We start from the raw sequence: 18,961 nt of genomic DNA on the forward strand, positions 1-18,961 counted from the left end.
ACTTCAGGCGGTCTGTTGTGCTGTCAACCAGCCTTCGAGTAGCAGGGCTGCAGCGAGGGCATCGACAGGGCGTTCCCTATAGCCTCCATGCTGGCCCCCGCGCATGCGCTCGCCCTTGGCTTCGTAGGTAGTCAGGCGTTCGTCGTGGGTATGAACCGGCAGATTGAATCTGCCGTTCAGGCGGCGGGCAAATTTCTCCGCTCGGGCGCTCATGTCGCTAGCGCTGCCATCCATGTTCAGAGGCAGGCCGACGACCAGTGCGTCCGGTTGCCATTCGCTCAGCAGCTTTTCGATCTGCGACCAGTCAGGCACTCCGTTCTGAGCTTTCAATACGCACAGCTCCCGCGCCTGGCCGGTGATCGCCTGGCCAACTGCAACGCCAATCTGCTTGGTCCCGTAATCGAAGCCGAGGAGCAGGCGGACGCCGCTCATGCGTGGCCGACCTGGCTGCTGAGTAGTCTTAAGTCGACACCCAGCGATGCGGCGGCTGCAGCTAGACGTTTATCAGCAGGCATGTCGAAGAGGATGTGCGGCTGTGCCGGGCAGCTCAACCATGCATTCTCGATCAGTTCGGTTTCAAGCTGGCCGGACTCCCATCCGGCATAGCCAAGTGCAATGAAGTGATTGAGCGGGCCGTACCCATCGGCGATGGCAAAAAGAATGTCCTGGGAGGTTGTCACTCCGAGCTGGCCAAGATCAACCGTTGCCTGGAATCGGACATCCGAGGCGTGCAAGACGAACCCCCGGTCGGTCTGAACAGGCCCGCCGGAGAAGATTGGCAGGTGCTGCCTGTCCGGCGCTACCGGCTCGTCCGGGCGCAGCTGCTCAAGTACGTCGGCGAGGTTCAGCCCACTCGGACGGTTGACGATGAGCCCCATTGCACCGTCCCGGTTGTGCTCAACCAGATAGATCAGCGTCTGCGCAAAATTAGGGTCCGCCATGTGCGGCATGGCAATCAGGAAATGATGCTTGAGGTAGCTTGACGAGGGTGCGTTCATGGCTGCTAGCTTAAGCGTTGCAGGGCGGGCCGTGAAGCCGCCCGGATCGGCTTGCCATCCGGTTGAGACGGCTGGGCGTGCCTGGATCAGCGACTGGAGAGGCGATCGCCGCGCTCGAACCGCCAGGTTCGGATGATCTCCACCTGGTCAAAGTTCTGTGCCAGTTCTCCGGAGAATGGCGCAAACGGAGCTGCGAGCCGAACGATGCGCATTGCAGCTTCATCCAGCACCGTATGCCCCGAAGACTCCAGTACCCGAAGCTCCTGGACAGTGCCGTTTCGGTCGATGACCACTAGCATCCGCAGGCTACCGTAGATGCGCTGTCTGCGGGCTTCATCCGGATAGTTGAGGTTGCCGATGCGCTCGACCTTCTTGCGCCATTCGTCACGGTACCAGGCGCTAATGTCGCGCATGGTCGCTGCGCTGTTCTGGCGGCTGACGCGAGGTCGCTTCGCATACTGCTCGACTTGCTGCGCGAGTTCCGCCTCGAGGCTGGCAATCTCCTCACTGAGCTGCGAACTGTCATACACGGGGGCCGGCTGCGCTTGCGGCTGAGGCTTATCTTTCTGGGATTTCACCGGAGTCTTTTCGGGCTGCGGCGCGCGCGTTGAAACAGCCGTTTTCGGCGCTTCTCTGGTGCTGCTTGGCGGCGGGGAGGACGCTGGAGTGACCTTGCGTACCTGGGTGTCCTGGAACGGTGCCTGTTCAGTCGTCTTCGGTGATGCCTTGTGCTCCAGAGTGCCGCTGCCCTGTTGATTGTCCTGTGCCAGGAAGTCGGCGTCTTTGGGCTTTTCTTCGCTTTTGAAGGTGGATAGCGTTATCTCTAGCGACTTGCTGGTTTGTTTCGGTTCCGAGAGGGTGAAACCGAGACCAAGAATAAGGGCGCCATGAAGCGCGGCCGCGAGAAATATCGTAAAGCCGAGACGGTCCGCCGGGCGGACGCCGGTAGGGGCAGGAATGGGTTGGCGTGTAGCGGCGTTCATCGCATTTCAGTCGGCTCGAAGTGCGCGCAGTCTGCCCAGCGCGACTGTAAAAGTCTATGAACCAGGCGACAGCTTTGGTGCTTCGCTGTGTCGATGCATCTAATGCTTGAGCAGCTGGTAACGCCGTGGCGCGAAACTGACGAAGCGGCTGGCTCGGGAGCCAGCCGGCTCTACATCAGGTGTCAGGCCGGTTCGTCAGTTTCCCCGCAATGACATCCATCAGGCGTTCGCCGATGCGCGTGTCGAATGCATTGTCGATCTCGCGAATACAGGTCGGGCTGGTGATGTTTATTTCAGTGAGGTAATCGCCGATTACATCCAGTCCGACGAAGAGCAGGCCGCGCTTGCGCAGTTCTGGCCCGACCGCTGCAGCGATCTCTTTGTCGTGTTCTGACAGTGGCTGAGCGACCCCACGGCCTCCTGCTGCGAGATTGCCACGTGTTTCGCCGGCCGCTGGTATGCGGGCCAGGCAATAAGGTACCGGCTCGCCGTCGATCATCAGGATTCGTTTGTCTCCCTCGGTGATGGCAGGGACATATCGCTGCGCCATGATCTGGCGACTGCCGTGCTCGGTGAGCACTTCGAGAATGACCGACAGATTAGGGTCACCTTCACGGTGGCGGAAAATCGATGCACCACCCATTTCATCCAGCGGTTTGAGAATGATGTCACGCTGCTCGCGAGCGAACTCCCGCAGAATGTCGGACCGCCGACTCACCAGCGTTGGCGGCGTAAATTGAGGAAAACGGGTGGCAAAGAATTTTTCGTTGCAGTCGCGAAGGCTCTGCGGGCGATTTACGACCAGCGTACCGGCTTGTTCGGCAAGCTCGAGCAGGTAGGTGGCATAGACGTACTCGCTGTTGAACGGCGGATCCTTGCGCATCAGGATCACATCGAGATCGGACAGGGCATTATCAGTTTCTTCGCCTGTTTCGTACCAGCGCTGCGCGTCGTTGAATACCGAGAGCGCGCGCATGCGCGCACGCGCTTCGCCGCCCAGCTGATAAAGGTCTCGCTGTTCCATGTAATGAAGCGTCCAGCCACGGGCCTGGGCCGCTAGAAGCATGGCCAGGGAGCTGTCCTTCTTGAAGGCGATCTGCGCGATTGGATCCATGATGATCCCGACGCGAACAGTCATGTTGTGTTCTCCAGCGATGGGGCAGAACAAGGCTGCCGAGGGCGTGAAATGTCGACGCAGATTGGCGGCGGTTGTGCGCTGGGTCAAGGAAAATTCCCCTGCTCTGGCGGTAGATAGCTTGCACTTGAGTAGTGTGCTAAAAAGGTCCGGCGATTGGGTGCAGCCCATCGATGGCAGGGCCTCTAGGCGCACTGACATAACGATAAACTACGACTCACCGAGGCGATGGTAGGGCGAAATGGAACAGCACTCCGAGGGCTTGAAGGTCATGGTGATCGACGATTCGAAAACGATTCGTCGCACTGCTGAAACGCTGCTGAAAAAAGTAGGTTGTGATGTGATCACGGCAGTGGATGGCTTCGATGCGCTGGCCAAGATCGCGGATAGTCACCCGCGCATCATTTTCGTCGATATCATGATGCCTAGGCTTGATGGCTATCAGACCTGCGCATTGATAAAGAACAACAGTTCTTTCAAGTCCACCCCGGTGATCATGCTGTCCTCCAAAGACGGTCTGTTCGACAAGGCCAAGGGGCGGATCGTGGGGTCTGATCAATACCTGACCAAGCCTTTCAGCAAAGAAGAGTTGCTCGGTGCTATCAAGGCGCATGTGCCTGATTTCACTCCAATAGAGCAAGTATCCTGAAGTTCGGCCCTGAGTGCCGCTGAAGCCTTTCCCACGGAGTAACCATGGCTCGCGTTCTGATTGTTGATGACTCGCCCACCGAGATGTACAAGCTGACGGCCATGCTAGAAAAGCATGGTCATGTCGTTCTTAAGGCCGAGAACGGAGCCGACGGCGTTGCGCTCGCCCGCCAGGAAAAACCCGATGTGGTTTTGATGGATATCGTGATGCCGGGCCTGAATGGTTTCCAGGCAACGCGCCAGCTGACCAAAGATGCTGAAACCAGTCACATTCCGGTGATCATTGTGACCACCAAGGACCAGGAAACCGATAAGGTCTGGGGCAAGCGTCAGGGTGCTAAAGACTACCTGACCAAGCCGGTGGATGAAGCGACATTGCTGAAGACCCTGGGCGCCGTACTTGCCGGTTGAACGGCGATTTCGATATTCGGACTAGGGAAGTTGCCAGCATGTCGGATGTGCCTACGCCATTTCAGCGACTTTTGGACATTCAAGCTCGCTGCCGAGTGCTGGCAGCCGGGCTGCCTTCTCAGCAGGAGGCCATCCAGACCTGGGCTGGAATTGGTTTTCGGATGGGGGGGCGGTTATTTGTTGCCCCTATGGGGGAGGTTGGCGAAATACTGCACGAGCCGCGCTACACGCTATTGCCTGGGGTGAAGTCCTGGGTCAAAGGCGTCGCCAACGTTCGGGGCAGATTACTGCCGGTGATGGATTTGTGCGGGTATCTCGGATTGGAGCTTTCGCCGTTGCGCAAGCAGAGGCGGGTATTGGTGGTGGATCATCAGGAAGTGTTTGCAGGGCTGACGGTCGACGAGGTTTTCGGCATGCAGCATTTTCCGGTAGATGCGTTCTCCGAGCAGCTTCCTCCGGTCGAGGCTTCGATCCAGCCTTTTATTTATGGTGTGTTTCAGCGTGAGCAGCCTTGGCTGGTTTTTAGCCCGCACGCGCTTGCCGCCCACCAGACATTTCTGGATGTGGCGTACTGATTTAGGTGGGGTCGGCTGATGTCGGCCTTTTGGTTCTTGGAAGGAAACGTACGGGTGGTCCAGGCGGGGGCCGGGAAAAATGAAAAAACTTAACGCGAATGCACTGCTGGCAGGGGTACGTAGCAATACGTTGATCGCCGGGCTATTTATCCTTCTGATCGTGTCAATGGTGCTGCTGTTCGTGAACTTTGCGTACATCAATACCCAGGCCGACTATGACAACGAATACGTTGGACACGCCGGTGAGCTGCGAGTTCTATCGCAGCGCATCGCAAAGAACGCTGTAGAGGCGGCCGCAGGTACGGCAGAGGCATTCGATTCGCTGAAAGATGCTCGTAACGACTTCAGTGAGCGTTGGGGTTACCTCTCGGGTGGAGACGAGCGCATCGGCCTTCCAGCGGTGCCAGAATCACTTCAGGTAGAAGTAGCAGCGGTACAGCAGGATTGGGACACGCTGCGGCAGAACACCGACGCCATTCTCGCAAGCGAGCAGACCGTACTGTCTTTACACCAGGTTGCTGCCACCCTTGCCGAAACCATTCCGCAGCTCCAGGTGGAATACGAGGAAGTTGTAGACATTCTTCTGGAAAGTGGTGCTCCGGCCGCCCAGGTTTCTGTTGCTCAGCGCCAATCGCTGCTAGCTGAGCGTATTTTGGGTTCGGTGAACAAGGTGTTGTCTGGTGACCAGGATTCCGTACAGGCTGCCGACATGTTTGGTCGCGATGCCAGTCTGTTTGGTCGCGTACTCAGCGCGATGCTTGAAGGCAACGAAGCCATGGGCATCAGTCGTGTAAGCGATGTCGAAGCGCTCGATCGTTTGGCTGCAATTTCCGAACTGTTCCAGTTCGTTTCCGGCTCGGTGGACGAGATCCTGGAAACCTCGCCGGAACTGTTCCAAGTGCGCGAATCATCGAACAGCATCTTCGAGGTTTCGCAAACGTTGCTCGATGAGACTTCAGCGCTGACGCAGGGCCTCCAGAGCCGAGCCGATGCGCGTTACATCAATGCGCTGGCTGGCTATGTGCTGGGTGCGCTGGCGCTGGCTTCGATTCTTCTGATCGGCCTGGTAATGGTTCAGGAAACACGCCGTCGCTTGAGTGAAACAGCCGAGAAAAACGAGCGTAACCAGACTGCGATTTTGCGTCTGCTCGACGAGATTGGCGACCTGGCTGACGGTGACCTCACGGTGGCCGCTACCGTAACCGAAGACTTCACGGGTGCCATTGCGGACTCGATCAACTACTCCATCGACCAGCTGCGTGATCTGGTTGAAACGATCAACCAGACCGCTGTGCAGGTATCCGGCGCCGCTCAGGAGACGCAGGCGACTGCTATGCATCTCGCCGAGGCGTCCGAGCATCAGGCTCAGGAAATTGCCGGAGCTTCTGCTGCGATCAACGAGATGGCTGTGTCGATTGACCAGGTATCTGCGAACGCCGCCGAGTCTTCCGCGGTAGCTGAACGTTCGGTTGCGATTGCGAACAAGGGCAACGAGGTGGTGCATAACACCATCACCGGCATGGATAACATCCGTGAGCAGATCCAGGACACTTCCAAGCGGATCAAGCGTCTGGGTGAGTCGTCGCAGGAGATTGGTGACATCGTCAGTCTGATCAACGACATCGCCGACCAGACCAACATTCTTGCTCTGAACGCGGCCATTCAGGCTTCGATGGCTGGTGACGCAGGCCGAGGCTTCGCGGTGGTAGCTGACGAAGTTCAACGTCTGGCAGAGCGCTCCTCTGCAGCCACCAAGCAGATCGAAGCACTCGTCAAAACGATTCAGACCGATACCAACGAGGCGGTTATCTCGATGGAGCAGACCACCTCTGAGGTGGTACGCGGTGCGCGTTTGGCGCAGGACGCAGGTGTCGCGCTGGAGGAGATCGAGAAGGTATCGAAAAGCCTTGCGGCACTCATCCAAAACATCTCGAATGCTGCACGTCAGCAGGCATCCTCGGCGGGCCATATCTCCAACACCATGAACGTCATTCAGGAAATTACCTCGCAGACGTCCTCGGGTACCACCGCCACCGCAAAGAGCATTGGTAATCTCGCGAAGATGGCCAATGAGATGCGTCACTCGGTGTCCGGCTTTACCTTGCCGGAAACACAGGATCAGGCCTGATTGAGCGCGGCGGCCGGTAACGGCTGCCGTGGAAGTTCATGAGCAAGGGGCAGGACATGCAGCCAGGCGTTGAGTGGGCACTGAGACCCTTGGCTGAAATGTCGGCGGCGGAGTTCCGGGACTGGCAAGCATTGCTCGAAGAGCGCTCTGGCATGGTTGTTACCGAGCAACGGAGAACATTCCTGCAAGCCAATTTGAGTAGCCGGATGCGCGAAGTCGGGGCTACTGATTATTCCAGCTATTACCGTCAGGTCACGGACGGTGCTCGTGGTGCTGTGGAATGGTCGACCCTGATGGATCGGCTGACCGTTCAGGAAACCCGTTTCTTCCGTCATCCACCTTCGTTCGCGCTGCTTTCCAGCTACATGCAGGAGCGTTGCGAGTCTCGTGATATTTCCAGGCCTTGGTCGCTCTGGAGCGTCGGATGCGCAAGTGGTGAGGAAACCTACTCGCTGGCGATCACAGCTGCTGAGGTTCTTCAGCATGCTAATGGTGATTCGCAACAGTTCGGGGTGATCGGCACTGACATCAGCCTCAGTGCGTTGAGTCGCTCCCGCGATGGACATTACAGCCCTCGACGGCTTGAGCAGCTGGATCCTGATTTACGCAAGCAATACTTCCAAGCGGGGCCGGATGACCGTCTCCAAGTGATACCTAGCCTGGCTGCACGGGTGTGCTTTGCCAGGCTTAACGTGCTGGAGCTGGACGGTGCACCAATGTCCAATATGGACGTCATTTTTTGCCAGAACCTGTTGATCTACTTCCGTCGCTGGCGCCGCCGCGAAATCCTCAATCGTCTGGCCGAGCGGCTGGCACCGGGGGGCTTGCTGGTGATCGGTGCAGGTGAAGTAGTCGGCTGGCAGCATCCGGATCTGACCCCGGTGGCTGACAGTCAGGTTCAGGCCTTTACCCGGAAATGTTTATGAGCGGAGTCGCTATGGGTGATCGGCACGATTATGTCGCCCTGGAGTGGGTGAAAGGCGAGATTGCCGAAACGCTGAAGCAGGCGCGGCAGGCCTTGGAAGCGTTCGTCGAAAGCCCGCAAGACTCGACGCGGATGCGCTTCTGCATGACTTACGTGCATCAGGTGCACGGCACGCTGCAGATGGTCGAATTCTATGGCGCCGCGTTGCTCGCAGAAGAGATGGAGCAGCTTGCGCGGGCTTTACTGGATGAGCGTGTTGCCAGCCAGGCGGAAGCGCTTGAGGTCCTCATGCAGGCCATCCTGCAGATGCCGGTCTACTTGGACCGCATTCAGAGCGCTCGTCGCGACCTCCCAATGGTTGTCCTGCCACTGCTCAACGATCTTCGTGCGGCGCGCGGGGAGAAGCTGCTGTCGGAAACCAGTCTTTTTTCGCCGAACATGTCTTCACGGACCCCCGCGCTTTCGGGTGAGTTCCTGGCGCAGCGGCAGACCGAGGATCTCCCAGGGCTGCTTCGCAAGCTGCGGCAGATGCTTCAGGTCGCGCTGGTTGGGGTTATTCGCAATCAAGATCTGGCAACTAACCTGGGTTATATGGCTCGGGTTTTTGCGCGTCTGGAAATGCTTTGCAAAGACGCCCCGCTTGGCGCGCTATGGCAAATCGCTTCGGGTCTAGTCGAAGGGCTCGCCAGTGGTGCGGTGGCTAATGGCACAACGGTGAAAAACCTGCTGCGCCAAGTCGATAAAGAACTCAAGCGTCTCGTCGCTCAGGGGGCGGAGGGTATCAACCAGGCAGCCCCTGACGAGCTGACCAAGAATCTGCTTTTCTATGTAGCGAAGGCGCCTACGCAGACGCCGCGCATCCAGGCGTTGAAGGCCGAGTACAGCCTGGATGAAGCGCTCCCCGATAGCACAGTAGTCGATGAAGAGCGCGCTCAGCTTGCAGGCCCTGATCGTGGTGCCATGCGTTCAGTTGTAGCTGCGTTGTGTGAAGAGCTGGTCCGGGTTAAAGACAGTCTTGACCTGTTCGTACGCAGCGATCGCATGGGCTTTGCGGAGCTTGCATCGCTACAGCCTCCGCTCAAGCAGATTGCAGACACGCTTGCTGTCCTGGGCTTTGGCCAGCCGCGGCGAATCATTCTCGACCAGATCACTGTAGTCGAGACTCTTGCGAACGGGCAGCAGCAGCCAGACGATGCCGCGCTGATGGATGTCGCGGGAGCATTGTTATATGTCGAGGCGACCCTCGCTGGTATGGTCGGCGGTACGAGCGAGGACCGCGGCGAGGAGAGTCACCTGCCGACTACCGATGTCGCGCAGATTCATCGCCTGGTCATCCGAGAGGCGCGTACCGGCCTCGAGCAGGCCAAGGACGCGATCATCGAGTTCATTGCCTCACAATGGAATCACCAGCATCTTGCCCGAGTTCCCGAACTCTTGACCCAGTCACGGGGCGGCCTTGCAATGGTGCCGCTGGCGCGCGCTGCTGGCTTGCTAGATGCCTGTAATCGATACATCCAGGAGCAGCTGCTCGCCAAACAGGCCATTCCGGACTGGCAGAGTCTGGATACCCTGGCGGACGCAATAACCAGCGTCGAATACTATCTCGAGCGCCTTAGTGAAGACTGCGGGTCGCAGGGCGACCTCATCCTCGATGTCGCAGAGGAAAGCCTTCAGGCTTTGGGATACCCGCTGAACGCCCAGTCAGAAAGCGCCCAGCCGGAAACCGGTGCTGACACTTCTTTGGCCGATGCGGATTTCCTATCCGATCCGCTGGACGAGATTGAAGTTTTACTCCCTGAACCTGAACCTGAACTTGAACCGGGATCGGGCCCTTCAGCCGCGCCCGAACAGAATTCCGAACAGCATGAAGCTGCTCTGGGATATCACACCGACACACTTGCCGCTGAACAGGTATCGGCATGGGAATCCGAACAGCAAGCCGAATCTGCGGAGCGGCAAACAGAGTTCGAATCCGCAGCCGAATGGCCTGCTGAAGTCATTGAGCTATCGGAAGCGGAGCCAACTCAGTTGTCTGGTGGCGAAGCGGAAGATTCGTCGGTGTTCTCCTCCGAAGAGCTTCCTGCCGATGAGCCGCTGACTTACGCGGTGGAGTGGAGTGAGGCTGAAATGGCCGAGCTCGACATGCCCGAGGTTTCGCTGCCTGAGCCGATGGAGCAGCCGGTCGCTAGCCAACCGGCGATGACTCTTCAAGACGTCATGGCCGCACCAGTCGTCTCCATCAATCCGCCCGCGCGGGATGTTCCGCCTAGCATCCTGCCTCCGCCCGATGACGAGGAGCCGGTCGACGATGACCTGCTGGAAGTCTTCATCGAGGAGGCCGCCGAGGTTCTCGAAACCATTGGTGAATATTTGCCAAAGTGGTGCGAGGACACCTCGGACAAGGCCACGCTTGGCGAGATTCGCCGAGCCTTTCATACTCTCAAGGGCAGCGGTCGCATGGTGCGGGCACTGGTTATCGGTGAACTCGCATGGTCCGTGGAAAATCTGCTCAATCGCGTGCTCGACCGCAGTATCGAACCGGGAGTTTCGGTCAAGAAGTTGGTGAATGATGTCGTTGCACTGATGCCGGCTCTGGTCGAAGAGTTTGCAGCCAAGGCGCAGCGTCAGCGTGATGATGTCGATCGCTTGGCAGCCAATGCCCATGCGTTGGCCAAGGGGCTGCCGACAGATCCTGATCCCCAGGGCGGCGGTGTCGAGCTCGAGAAGCCGACGCAGCAAGAGCCGATGCAGGAGATGATGGACCCCCAGCTGCTGGAGATTTTCCGTAACGAGGCTGAGTCGCATCTCTCTGCACTAGTCGACTTTCTTGCCGACTGTGCGCAGCGGCTCCCGCAGCCAGTTACTGACTCTCTCCAACGTGCCTTGCATACCCTCAAGGGTAGTGCGCACATGGCCGGAATCCTGCCGATGGCTGAAATTGCCACGCCGCTGGAAAAGATGGTCAAGGAGTTCAAGGCCAATCTGATTCAGATGGATCTGGCTGAGGCAGAACTTCTGCATGTTGCCGAACAGCTGTTGCGTAAAGGGCTGGAAAATCTTGAGCGGGAACCCTTGGCCACAATAGAGGGTGCTGAGGAGCTCATTGCGCAGGTCCATGCGTTGCACAGTGCCCGTCTGGCTGATGCTGGCGAGCGTGGCGAAAGTGAATTGGGCGAGCCGCGCGACCCAGGCATGATTTCGTTGTTTCTGTCAGAAGGCATGAGCATCCTCCTGGATGCGGAAGATCTGTTGCACAGCTGGCGGGAACATCCTGCTGAGCGTCAGGAACTCAGTGCGCTGCTGGAAGAGCTGACAACACTAGGCCTCGGCGCCCAAATGGCTGATCTGCCGCAGATCGACGCCCTGTGCCAGGTGCTGCTGAAGCTCTATGCAGTCGTGCAGGAAGGGCGCCTCGCTGTCAGCGGGCGCTTCTTCGACGACGTCGAGCAAGGCCATGAAGCATTGGTCGGCATGATGGATCAGGTTGCGGCCGGGCTTCAGGTAACAGGTCAACCGGAGCTGGTGGAGCGCCTCGAAGAACTCCTGGCCGAAGCGCTCGATCCACAATCCTTCGAGTTGCCAGTTGATGTTGATCAACCGGAGATGACAAGCATTGCTCCGGTTGAAGTCGTCGAAACTATTGCCGAAGCCGAAGCCGAAGCCGAAGCCTGGGCTCCAGAGCCCGCTTTGGAGCAGGCCCAGCTCGATGATCTAGACGAAGAGATGGTCGAGATTTTTCTGGACGAGGCCGTCGATCTTCTCGAAAGCGCGGGTGCTGCTTTGGATCGCTGGCTCAGCGATCCGGCCAACCAGCTGGCGCTGTCAGCCCTGCTGCGCGACCTGCACACCCTCAAGGGTGGCGCCCGGATGGCTGAGATACGCCCGATCGGCGACTTGTCCCATGAGTTGGAGACCCTTTATGAAGGGCTTTCGGACGGCCGCTATACCCATAGTGATGAACTCGCGACGCTTCTGTTGCGCAGCCATGATCAACTTGCGGTTCAGCTTGAGCAGCTCCAGGCTCACCGGCCAATGGACGCTGCGACGAAGCTCATCGCGCTCATCAAGGGCTATCGTCAAGGTGTCACCCCGTCATTCGAAAGCAACGCTGACGAACTTGATGAAGCGACGCAGAATCATGATGACGTCCCTTCAGCGCTTTCCGTCAGTGATGCCGGTGCGTCGATGGACTCAGAGCAGCTGACCGATGAGTTATCTGCCTCGCTCGAAACAGAGCGAGTGTCCGCGACCGACTCTGAGACGTTAATTGAAACGGACGATCATCCGCTTGATGAGGTCGAGCCGAGCGAAGCTTCACCCGTCACCCTGGATATATCGGATCAGGATGCGGAGCAGGCGGGAGATGATGCCGCCAACCTCGACCAAACCAATCAGTCCTACCCAGACGAGCCCTCGGCGATGGCTGACCCTGCACAAGGCGAAGCCGGTGGCTGGGACAATCGCGATCCCGAACTGGTAGAGATCTTTCTCGAGGAAGGATTCGACATCATGGAGCGAGCCAGTGCTTCGCTTCAGCGCTGGGTCGATGACGTCAATAACAGCTTTGAGATAGAAGCGCTCCAGCGTGATCTGCATACGCTCAAGGGCGGAGCGCGAATGGCCGATATTCGCGAGATTGGGGATCTTGCCCACGAGCTAGAGTATCTCTACGAAGGTCTGTGCGCCGGTAGCTATCGGGCCAGCCCGATGTTGTTCACGTTGCTGCAGACTTGCCATGACCGGCTCGCAGCGATGCTCGATGCGGTTCGGGCCTACCGCGAACTCCCCGACGGGGAGGATCTGATCGCAACGATTCGGCACTTTCGGGCAAATCCGGACGAACAGCTGAGCATGCCCAATAGCGTCGCCTTGAAGGCGGCGCAGGACGCGGCACAGGATTCGGCCGAAGCCGAAATCCTGGACATATTCGTCGAAGAAGCGGATGACCTGCTCGAGGATATGGAAGCTGCATTGGGGCGCTGGGAGGCCACGCGTGATGGTGCTGGGCCTCTGGTAGACATGATGCGTGTGTTGCATACCTTGAAAGGTGGCGCACGACTCGCAGCGCAGGTCCGCCTTGGCGACATGGCCCACGACCTTGAGCAGCGTCTTGGCGAGGCGCAATTGCAGGACGTCGGTTGGACCGACAGTTTGTTCCTCGATGTGCAGGGCGGTTACGACGCCTTGCTGAAAGAAGTCGAGTTGATGCGGTCGCGCCTGGCTAGCGAGCCAGAATCTGCGCCCTCCGAACAGGCGCAAAGCGAGCCTGCCCAAGAGAAACGTGGCGAGCCTTCCGTAATCCAGCTCGAGACGCCAATCGTGGCTGCGAGCGTCCAGTCCCCAACGGCCAACACTCCAGCGAAGGTTCTACCTTTCATACGTCGTGCCGAGGAGGCCGCGTTGGATGCCGCCTCTCGACGGGCACCGCAGGAGCTGGTCAAAGTGCCAGCCGATTTGCTGGAGGGGCTGGTCAACCTTGCGGGCGAGACGTCAATTTTCCGCGGGCGTGTTGAGCAGCAGGTCAGCGACGTAGGCTTTACGCTGGGGGAGATGGAGGCCACGATCGAGCGGGTACGTGATCAGTTGCGGCGTCTGGATACCGAGACGCAGGCGCAGATTCTGAGCCGCTATCAAGCTGAGGCAGAGCGCGCGGGTTATGACGATTTCGATCCGCTGGAAATGGACCGCCACTCGCAACTTCAGCAGCTGTCTCGCGCTCTCTTCGAGTCCGCTTCTGACCTTCTAGATTTGAAGGAAACGCTCGCGGCGCGAAACCGTGACGCCGAGACCCTGCTGCTACAGCAGGCGCGGGTCAACACGGAGCTTCAAGAAGGTCTCATGCGCACGCGCATGGTGCCTTTCGATCGACTTGTGCCACGTCTGCGCCGAATCGTACGTCAGGTGGCCGGCGAGCTCGGCAAGCAGGTTGAATTCCATGTGGGTAACGCTACTGGAGAGATGGACCGCAGCGTGCTCGAACGCATCGTCGCGCCGCTGGAACACATGCTGCGAAACGCTGTGGATCACGGCATCGAATCGATGGCTGCGCGAGTGGCGGCGGGCAAGCCTGAACAAGGCAACATTCGCCTTGAATTGAGCCGTGAAGGCGGGGACATCGTTCTGGCGTTGAGCGATGACGGGGCGGGAATCAACCTGGAAGCTGTTCGCCGCAAAGCGGTCGAGCGCGGTCTGATGCTGCCTGGCAGTGATCTGTCAGATCATGAGGTGCTGCAGTTCATCCTCGAGGCCGGGTTCTCCACAGCGGAAAAGGTTACACAGATATCCGGCCGCGGTGTCGGCATGGATGTCGTACATTCTGAAGTCAAGCAGCTCGGTGGCTCGATGAGCATTGAGTCGACGCTTGGCAGTGGCACGCGCTTCCTCATCCGTCTGCCGTTCACCGTATCGGTCAACCGCGCACTGATGGTGTATTCGGGCGAGGATCTCTATGCGATTCCATTGAATACCATCGAAGGTATCGTGCGGGTTTCCCCGTACGAGCTCGAAGCGTATTACCAGCCCGGCGCGTCTCGCTTCGAATATGCGGGGCAGACCTATGAGCTGCGTTATCTCGGAGAGCTTCTAAACAATGGGCAGCGGCCCAAGTTGGTCGGGCAGAGCTTGCCACTTCCGGTGATTCTGGTGCGTTCCAACGAGCATAGCGTGGCGGTGCAGGTCGACAGCCTGGCTGGTTCTCGTGAGATCGTGGTGAAGAGTCTCGGCCCGCAGTTCGCCACCGTGCCGGGGATTTCCGGTGCCACCATCCTTGGTGACGGTCGCGTGGTGGTCATTCTCGACCTGCTGGCGACCATCCGTGTTCTGCACGCACATCTGCTCACCCAGCAGCAGCCGCTGCGCCTGCTTGGTCAGGAAGAGCCTGTCGAGGTGGAGGTCGATCGGCCAACACTGGTCATGGTCGTGGATGACTCGGTAACTGTACGCAAGGTGACCAGCCGGCTACTCGAGCGTAACGGCATGAATGTGCTGACGGCGAAAGATGGCGTCGACGCGATTACTCAGCTGCAGGAGCGCAAGCCCGATGTCATGCTTCTGGACATCGAAATGCCCCGCATGGATGGCTTCGAAGTAGCGACCCTTGTGCGCCATGACGAGCATCTGAAAGATCTGCCGATCATCATGATCACTTCGCGGACCGGTGAGAAGCACCGGGATCGGGCCATGGCCATCGGTGTGAACGAATACCTCGGGAAGCCCTACCAGGAGTCGCTGCTGCTGGAGACGATTCAAAAACTGGTCAAGCATCATGAGTGAGGTCGTAGCGGCTCGCATTGGGGTGATCGCCGACACCTCATTGCAACGGCATGTGCTGCAGCAGGCGCTGACCGCCAATGGTTACACGGTTGTGCTCAACAGCGATCCCGCCCGGCTAGAGGAGGCGGACCTCGCGGCAGTAGAAGCTGACCTCTGGTTGGTGGACCTGGCTCAAACGGAGGATTCGCCACTGGTCAACGCACTGCTTGAGCGTGATACCTGTCCGGTCTTATTTGGCGAGGGGCACGCGCCAGAACGTCACTCGGAAAATTACCCACGCTGGGAACGCCGCATGTTCGGCAAGCTCAAGCGATTGGTTGGCGACCCATCCAGAGTGGTAGGCCCTCGCCTCGAAGTGCTGCGCGCCGAACCCGAGCGTTCGACTCGCCTGGAACTACCGGGCGCCTTCACGAGCGCAGTTTCGGTTGAGGGAGATGGGCCTGCGCGTGAAGTCTGGCTATTGGCGGCCTCGCTGGGTGGTCCTGAAGCGGTAAAAGCCTTTCTTGATTCGCTGCCAGTCGGGTTGCCAGTAGGTTTCATCTACGCGCAGCACATTGAAGCGAGCTTCGAGTCGGCGCTGTCGCAGGCAGTCGGAAGGCATAGTCAGTGGAGCGTCAACCTTGCGCGGCCGAATGATTCCATACGGTGCGGTGAAGTCGTGATTGCCCCCATTACCCAGGAAATGGGTTTCGATAAGGACGGCGCCATGCTGCTCAATGGTCGTAGCTGGCCGGAGCCTTACAGCCCCTCCATCGACCAGATGATGCTCAATCTGGCCCAGCATTTCGGCAACCGTTGTGGCGTCATTGCATTCAGTGGCATGGGCAGCGATGGCAACGCCGCTGCCGCGTACGTGCTGCGACAGGGTGGGAAAGTATGGACTCAACGTGCCGACTCCTGCGTTTGTTCGAGCATGCCTGACAGCCTCCGCGAAGGCGGCTACAGCTCGGTCAGCGGCGATCCGCGCGAGCTGGCACAAGCCTTGGTCAATCATTTCTTGCAGCAGGCCAGCGCGCCTGTTGCGGCCTTGCAACTGGATAATCCATGAGCCAATCCGCTGTTCCCCAGGATACTTCCACCAGTCTCACCGGTCTCTTGGTGCCGCTAGCCGATCGTACGCTGCTGCTGCCTAACGTTGCGGTCGCCGAGCTGATCCCCTATCGCGCGCCACAGTCAGCGCAGGGCACGCCTTCATGGTTTCTCGGACAGGTGCCCTGGCGAGACTTGACGTTGCCGCTCTTGTCATTCGAAGCAGCATCCGATGGCCAGCCAGAGACAGGTTCGAGAGCACGGGTAGCGGTGCTCAACGCTCTCGGTGGGCGTGATCATGTGAAGTTCATCGCTCTGCTGGTGCAGGGCATTCCTCGCTCGGTCAAGATTGATGCCAGTCTGGCGCGCTCGGATGTGACCTTGGCTCCTCTGGAGCTGGACGCCGTGAACCTTGGTGATGTGCAGGCGCGTATCCCGGACCTGGTCGCCCTTGAGCAGAAGCTGGCGGATGCTGGGCTGATCTGATCAGCTGTTCAGCAACAGTTCATTTCCTACTCGCGCCTCAGAGGTCGGGCTGAAAATCGCCCCATAGCTGCTGCGCGACGCTTAGCGCAACTACCGGTGCAGTTTCGGTGCGTAGCACACGCGGGCCGAGACGCGCAGGTTGAAACCCGGCACTGCGTGCCTGATCGATCTCTCCATCACTCAGGCCGCCTTCCGGGCCGATCAGAAATGCCAGGCTGGCTGGCCGTGCGTAAGCTGAAAGCGGCGCTGCGACAGGATGGAGGACCAGCTTCAGATCGGCTTCCAGCTTCAGCCAGTCTTGCAGCGGGATCGGTGGGTGTATGGTCGGAACGACTGAGCGACCACATTGCTCGCACGCGCTTATGGCGATCTGACGCCAGTGGGCCAAACGCTTGTCGGCACGTTCATCCTTGAGGCGAACTTCGCAGCGTTCACTGACGATAGGGGTGATTTCAGCAGCGCCGAGCTCCGTTGCTTTCTGAATCGCCCAATCCATTCGCTCGCCGCGCGAAAGTCCTTGCCCCAGGTGAATCCTCAGGCTGGACTCGGGCAGCCCCGAAAACTGCTCCCGCAGCTCGACCGTGACGTGCTTTTTCCCTACTTCAACGAGTAAGCCTGAGTACTCCTGGCCGCTGCCATCAAACAGCTGCACGGCCGTATCAGCGCTCAACCTCAATACGCGGCCGATGTAGTGGGCTGAGGCCTCTGGCAGGTTGCAGCTGCCAAGGGTCAAAGGGGCGTCGATGAAAAACCTGGATAGTCGCATCGCTATAGCTACGGTCGTAAGGTGGGCCGGCAGTTTATAGCGTTAGCCAGCGAGCATGAAGGCGGGATGCACTAGCCAGGGTCGCGGAATTCGTCCGGTGCTCCTGGAGCTACGGCCACGCTTACAGCGCTGCGCGTCGCGATATCGATCCCTTCGGTGGCGACCTCGGCGAGGAAGTCGATCTGTTCTTCGGTAATGGTGTAGGGCGGCAGAAAATACACCACGCTGCCCAACGGCCGCAGCAGCGCACCTCGCTGTAGAGCATGCTGATAGACCTTCAGCCCGCGGCGTTCTTGCCAGGCGTAGGGCGTCTTGCTTGCTTTGTCCTGCACCATTTCGATCGCAACCGCCATGCCGGTCTGCCGAACTTCAGCGACGTGTGGATGATCGCGAAGATGGGCTGTAGCGGAGGCCATTCTGGTAGCCAATGCCTTGTTGGCTTCGATGACCCCGTCTTGTTCGAAGATATCGAGGGTGGCCAGGGCTGCTGCGCATGCCAGCGGGTTCCCGGTGTAGGTATGCGAATGAAGGAAGGCCCGCAAGGTTGTGTAATCGTCGTAGAACGCCTGGTACAGCTTGTCAGTGGTCAGCACTGCCGCCATTGGTAGGTAGCCGCCTGTAAGCGCCTTTGACAGGCACAGGAAGTCCGGCGTGATGCCCGCTTGCTCACAGGCAAACATGGTTCCGGTACGGCCGAAACCCACAGCGATTTCATCATGGATCAAGTGCACGTCGTAGCGGTCACAGGCGTCACGCAGCAGTTTCAGGTAAACCGGGTGATACATGCGCATCCCTCCGGCGCCCTGGATCAGGGGTTCGACAATGACCGCTGCGATCTCCTGGTGATGGCGGGCCAGCGTCTGCACCATATGCAGGAACATGTTGCGCGAGTGATCTTCCCAGCTCATTCCGTCGGGCCGTAGATAGCAGTCCGGGCTTGGCACTTTGAAGGTATCCAATAACAGAGGCTTGTAAGTGTCGGTGAACAGCGCGACATCGCCCACCGACATAGCGGCAACGGTTTCGCCGTGATAGCTGTTGGTCAGCGTCACGAAGCGCTGCTTGTTCGGCTGCCCGACGTTGCGCCAGTAGTGAAAGCTCATCTTCAAGGCAACTTCAATGCCGGTGGAGCCATTGTCGGTGTAGAACACCCGCTCGAGCCCGTCGGGGGTGATCTGTACCAGTCGCTCCGACAGCTCCACCACAGGCTGGTGACTGAAGCCTGCAAGCATCACGTGTTCGAGCTGATCAAGCTGGTCCTTGATGCGCTGATTGATTCGCGGATTGGCATGCCCGAATACGTTGACCCACCAGGAGCTGACTGCGTCGAGGTATTGCTTGCCGTCGAAATCCTCCAGCCAGACGCCCTCGCCGCGCCGTATGGGAATCAGCGGAAGCTGCTCGTGATCTTTCATCTGGGTGCAGGGATGCCAGAGTACGGAAAGGTCGCGCTGCATCCAGCTGTCATTCAGGCTCATTGTTGCTCCTTGGCTTTGGCGTCGGCGCAGCCTAGCAGAAACCGAACAGCAGGCCGGACCGTGGAGATCTATCTGCCTGGCCGATATTTTGAAACGAAAAAATGCGATTCATTTCGATCTATTAGCC

At 58.8% G+C, this 18,961-nt stretch carries 14 protein-coding genes; 8 read left to right on the top strand and 6 right to left on the bottom strand.

Annotated elements, in window-relative coordinates:
- Nucleotides 1–3 precede the first annotated feature (3 nt).
- The 4 genes from ruvX to gshB form a co-directional block, all read right to left on the bottom strand.
- Nucleotides 4–432, bottom strand: a complete 429-nt coding sequence (ruvX, locus tag NA619_RS02435; protein ID WP_255959588.1) for a Holliday junction resolvase RuvX — start codon at nt 430–432, stop codon at nt 4–6.
- Nucleotides 429–998 (bottom strand): YqgE/AlgH family protein, encoded by a 570-nt coding sequence (locus NA619_RS02440; protein WP_255959591.1) that lies wholly within the window; start codon nt 996–998, stop codon nt 429–431. Before NA619_RS02440 ends, ruvX begins: the two co-directional genes overlap by 4 nt.
- 86 nt (nt 999–1,084) lie before the next feature.
- Nucleotides 1,085–1,981 (bottom strand): energy transducer TonB, encoded by an 897-nt coding sequence (locus NA619_RS02445; protein ID WP_255959593.1) that lies wholly within the window; start codon nt 1,979–1,981, stop codon nt 1,085–1,087.
- Nucleotides 1,982–2,156: 175 nt separating this feature from the next.
- Nucleotides 2,157–3,119: a glutathione synthase gene (gene gshB / locus NA619_RS02450; protein ID WP_255960131.1), complete on the bottom strand. Its 963-nt coding sequence runs from the start codon at nt 3,117–3,119 to the stop codon at nt 2,157–2,159.
- A 238-nt stretch (nt 3,120–3,357) separates the two neighbouring features.
- On the opposite strand from gshB, the gene pilG reads away from it, so the two are divergent.
- The 8 genes from pilG to NA619_RS02490 all read left to right on the top strand — a co-directional run bounded on the left by pilG (nt 3,358) and on the right by NA619_RS02490 (nt 16,590).
- The gene (gene pilG / locus NA619_RS02455; protein ID WP_255959595.1) at nt 3,358–3,765 is read left to right on the top strand and encodes a twitching motility response regulator PilG; all 408 of its coding nucleotides are present in this window, start codon (nt 3,358–3,360) and stop codon (nt 3,763–3,765) included.
- A gap of 44 nt (nt 3,766–3,809) precedes the next feature.
- A complete protein-coding gene (gene pilH / locus NA619_RS02460) occupies nt 3,810–4,175 on the top strand; it encodes a twitching motility response regulator PilH (RefSeq protein ID WP_255959597.1) in 366 nt (121 codons plus the stop codon).
- 38 nt (nt 4,176–4,213) lie between these two features.
- On the top strand, nt 4,214–4,750 hold the full coding sequence (locus NA619_RS02465) for a chemotaxis protein CheW (RefSeq protein WP_255960133.1): 537 nt from the start codon (nt 4,214–4,216) through the stop codon (nt 4,748–4,750).
- A 79-nt stretch (nt 4,751–4,829) separates the two neighbouring features.
- Complete coding sequence (locus tag NA619_RS02470) at nt 4,830–6,878, top strand: methyl-accepting chemotaxis protein (protein WP_255959598.1); 2,049 nt, start codon at nt 4,830–4,832, stop codon at nt 6,876–6,878.
- A 56-nt stretch (nt 6,879–6,934) separates the two neighbouring features.
- Complete coding sequence (locus NA619_RS02475; RefSeq protein WP_255960135.1) at nt 6,935–7,804, top strand: protein-glutamate O-methyltransferase; 870 nt, start codon at nt 6,935–6,937, stop codon at nt 7,802–7,804.
- A gap of 11 nt (nt 7,805–7,815) precedes the next feature.
- Nucleotides 7,816–15,075 (top strand): Hpt domain-containing protein, encoded by a 7,260-nt coding sequence (locus NA619_RS02480; RefSeq protein ID WP_255960137.1) that lies wholly within the window; start codon nt 7,816–7,818, stop codon nt 15,073–15,075.
- Nucleotides 15,068–16,123 carry a chemotaxis protein CheB gene (locus NA619_RS02485; RefSeq protein ID WP_255959599.1) on the top strand — a complete coding sequence of 352 codons (1,056 nt, stop codon included), beginning with the start codon at nt 15,068–15,070 and terminating at the stop codon, nt 16,121–16,123. The genes NA619_RS02480 and NA619_RS02485 overlap by 8 nt, the downstream gene beginning before the upstream one ends.
- The gene (locus NA619_RS02490) at nt 16,120–16,590 is read left to right on the top strand and encodes a chemotaxis protein CheW (protein ID WP_255959600.1); all 471 of its coding nucleotides are present in this window, start codon (nt 16,120–16,122) and stop codon (nt 16,588–16,590) included. Before NA619_RS02485 ends, NA619_RS02490 begins: the two co-directional genes overlap by 4 nt.
- 37 nt (nt 16,591–16,627) lie before the next feature.
- On the opposite strand, the gene NA619_RS02495 is transcribed toward NA619_RS02490, so the two are convergent.
- On the bottom strand, nt 16,628–17,356 hold the full coding sequence (locus NA619_RS02495; RefSeq protein ID WP_255959602.1) for a 16S rRNA (uracil(1498)-N(3))-methyltransferase: 729 nt from the start codon (nt 17,354–17,356) through the stop codon (nt 16,628–16,630).
- 71 nt (nt 17,357–17,427) lie between these two features.
- On the bottom strand, nt 17,428–18,834 hold the full coding sequence (locus NA619_RS02500) for an adenosylmethionine--8-amino-7-oxononanoate transaminase (RefSeq protein WP_255959604.1): 1,407 nt from the start codon (nt 18,832–18,834) through the stop codon (nt 17,428–17,430).
- Nucleotides 18,835–18,961 lie beyond the last annotated feature (127 nt).

Origin of the sequence: Stutzerimonas stutzeri (assembly GCF_024448895.1) — a bacterium.
Taxonomy (GTDB): domain Bacteria; phylum Pseudomonadota; class Gammaproteobacteria; order Pseudomonadales; family Pseudomonadaceae; genus Stutzerimonas; species Stutzerimonas stutzeri_Q.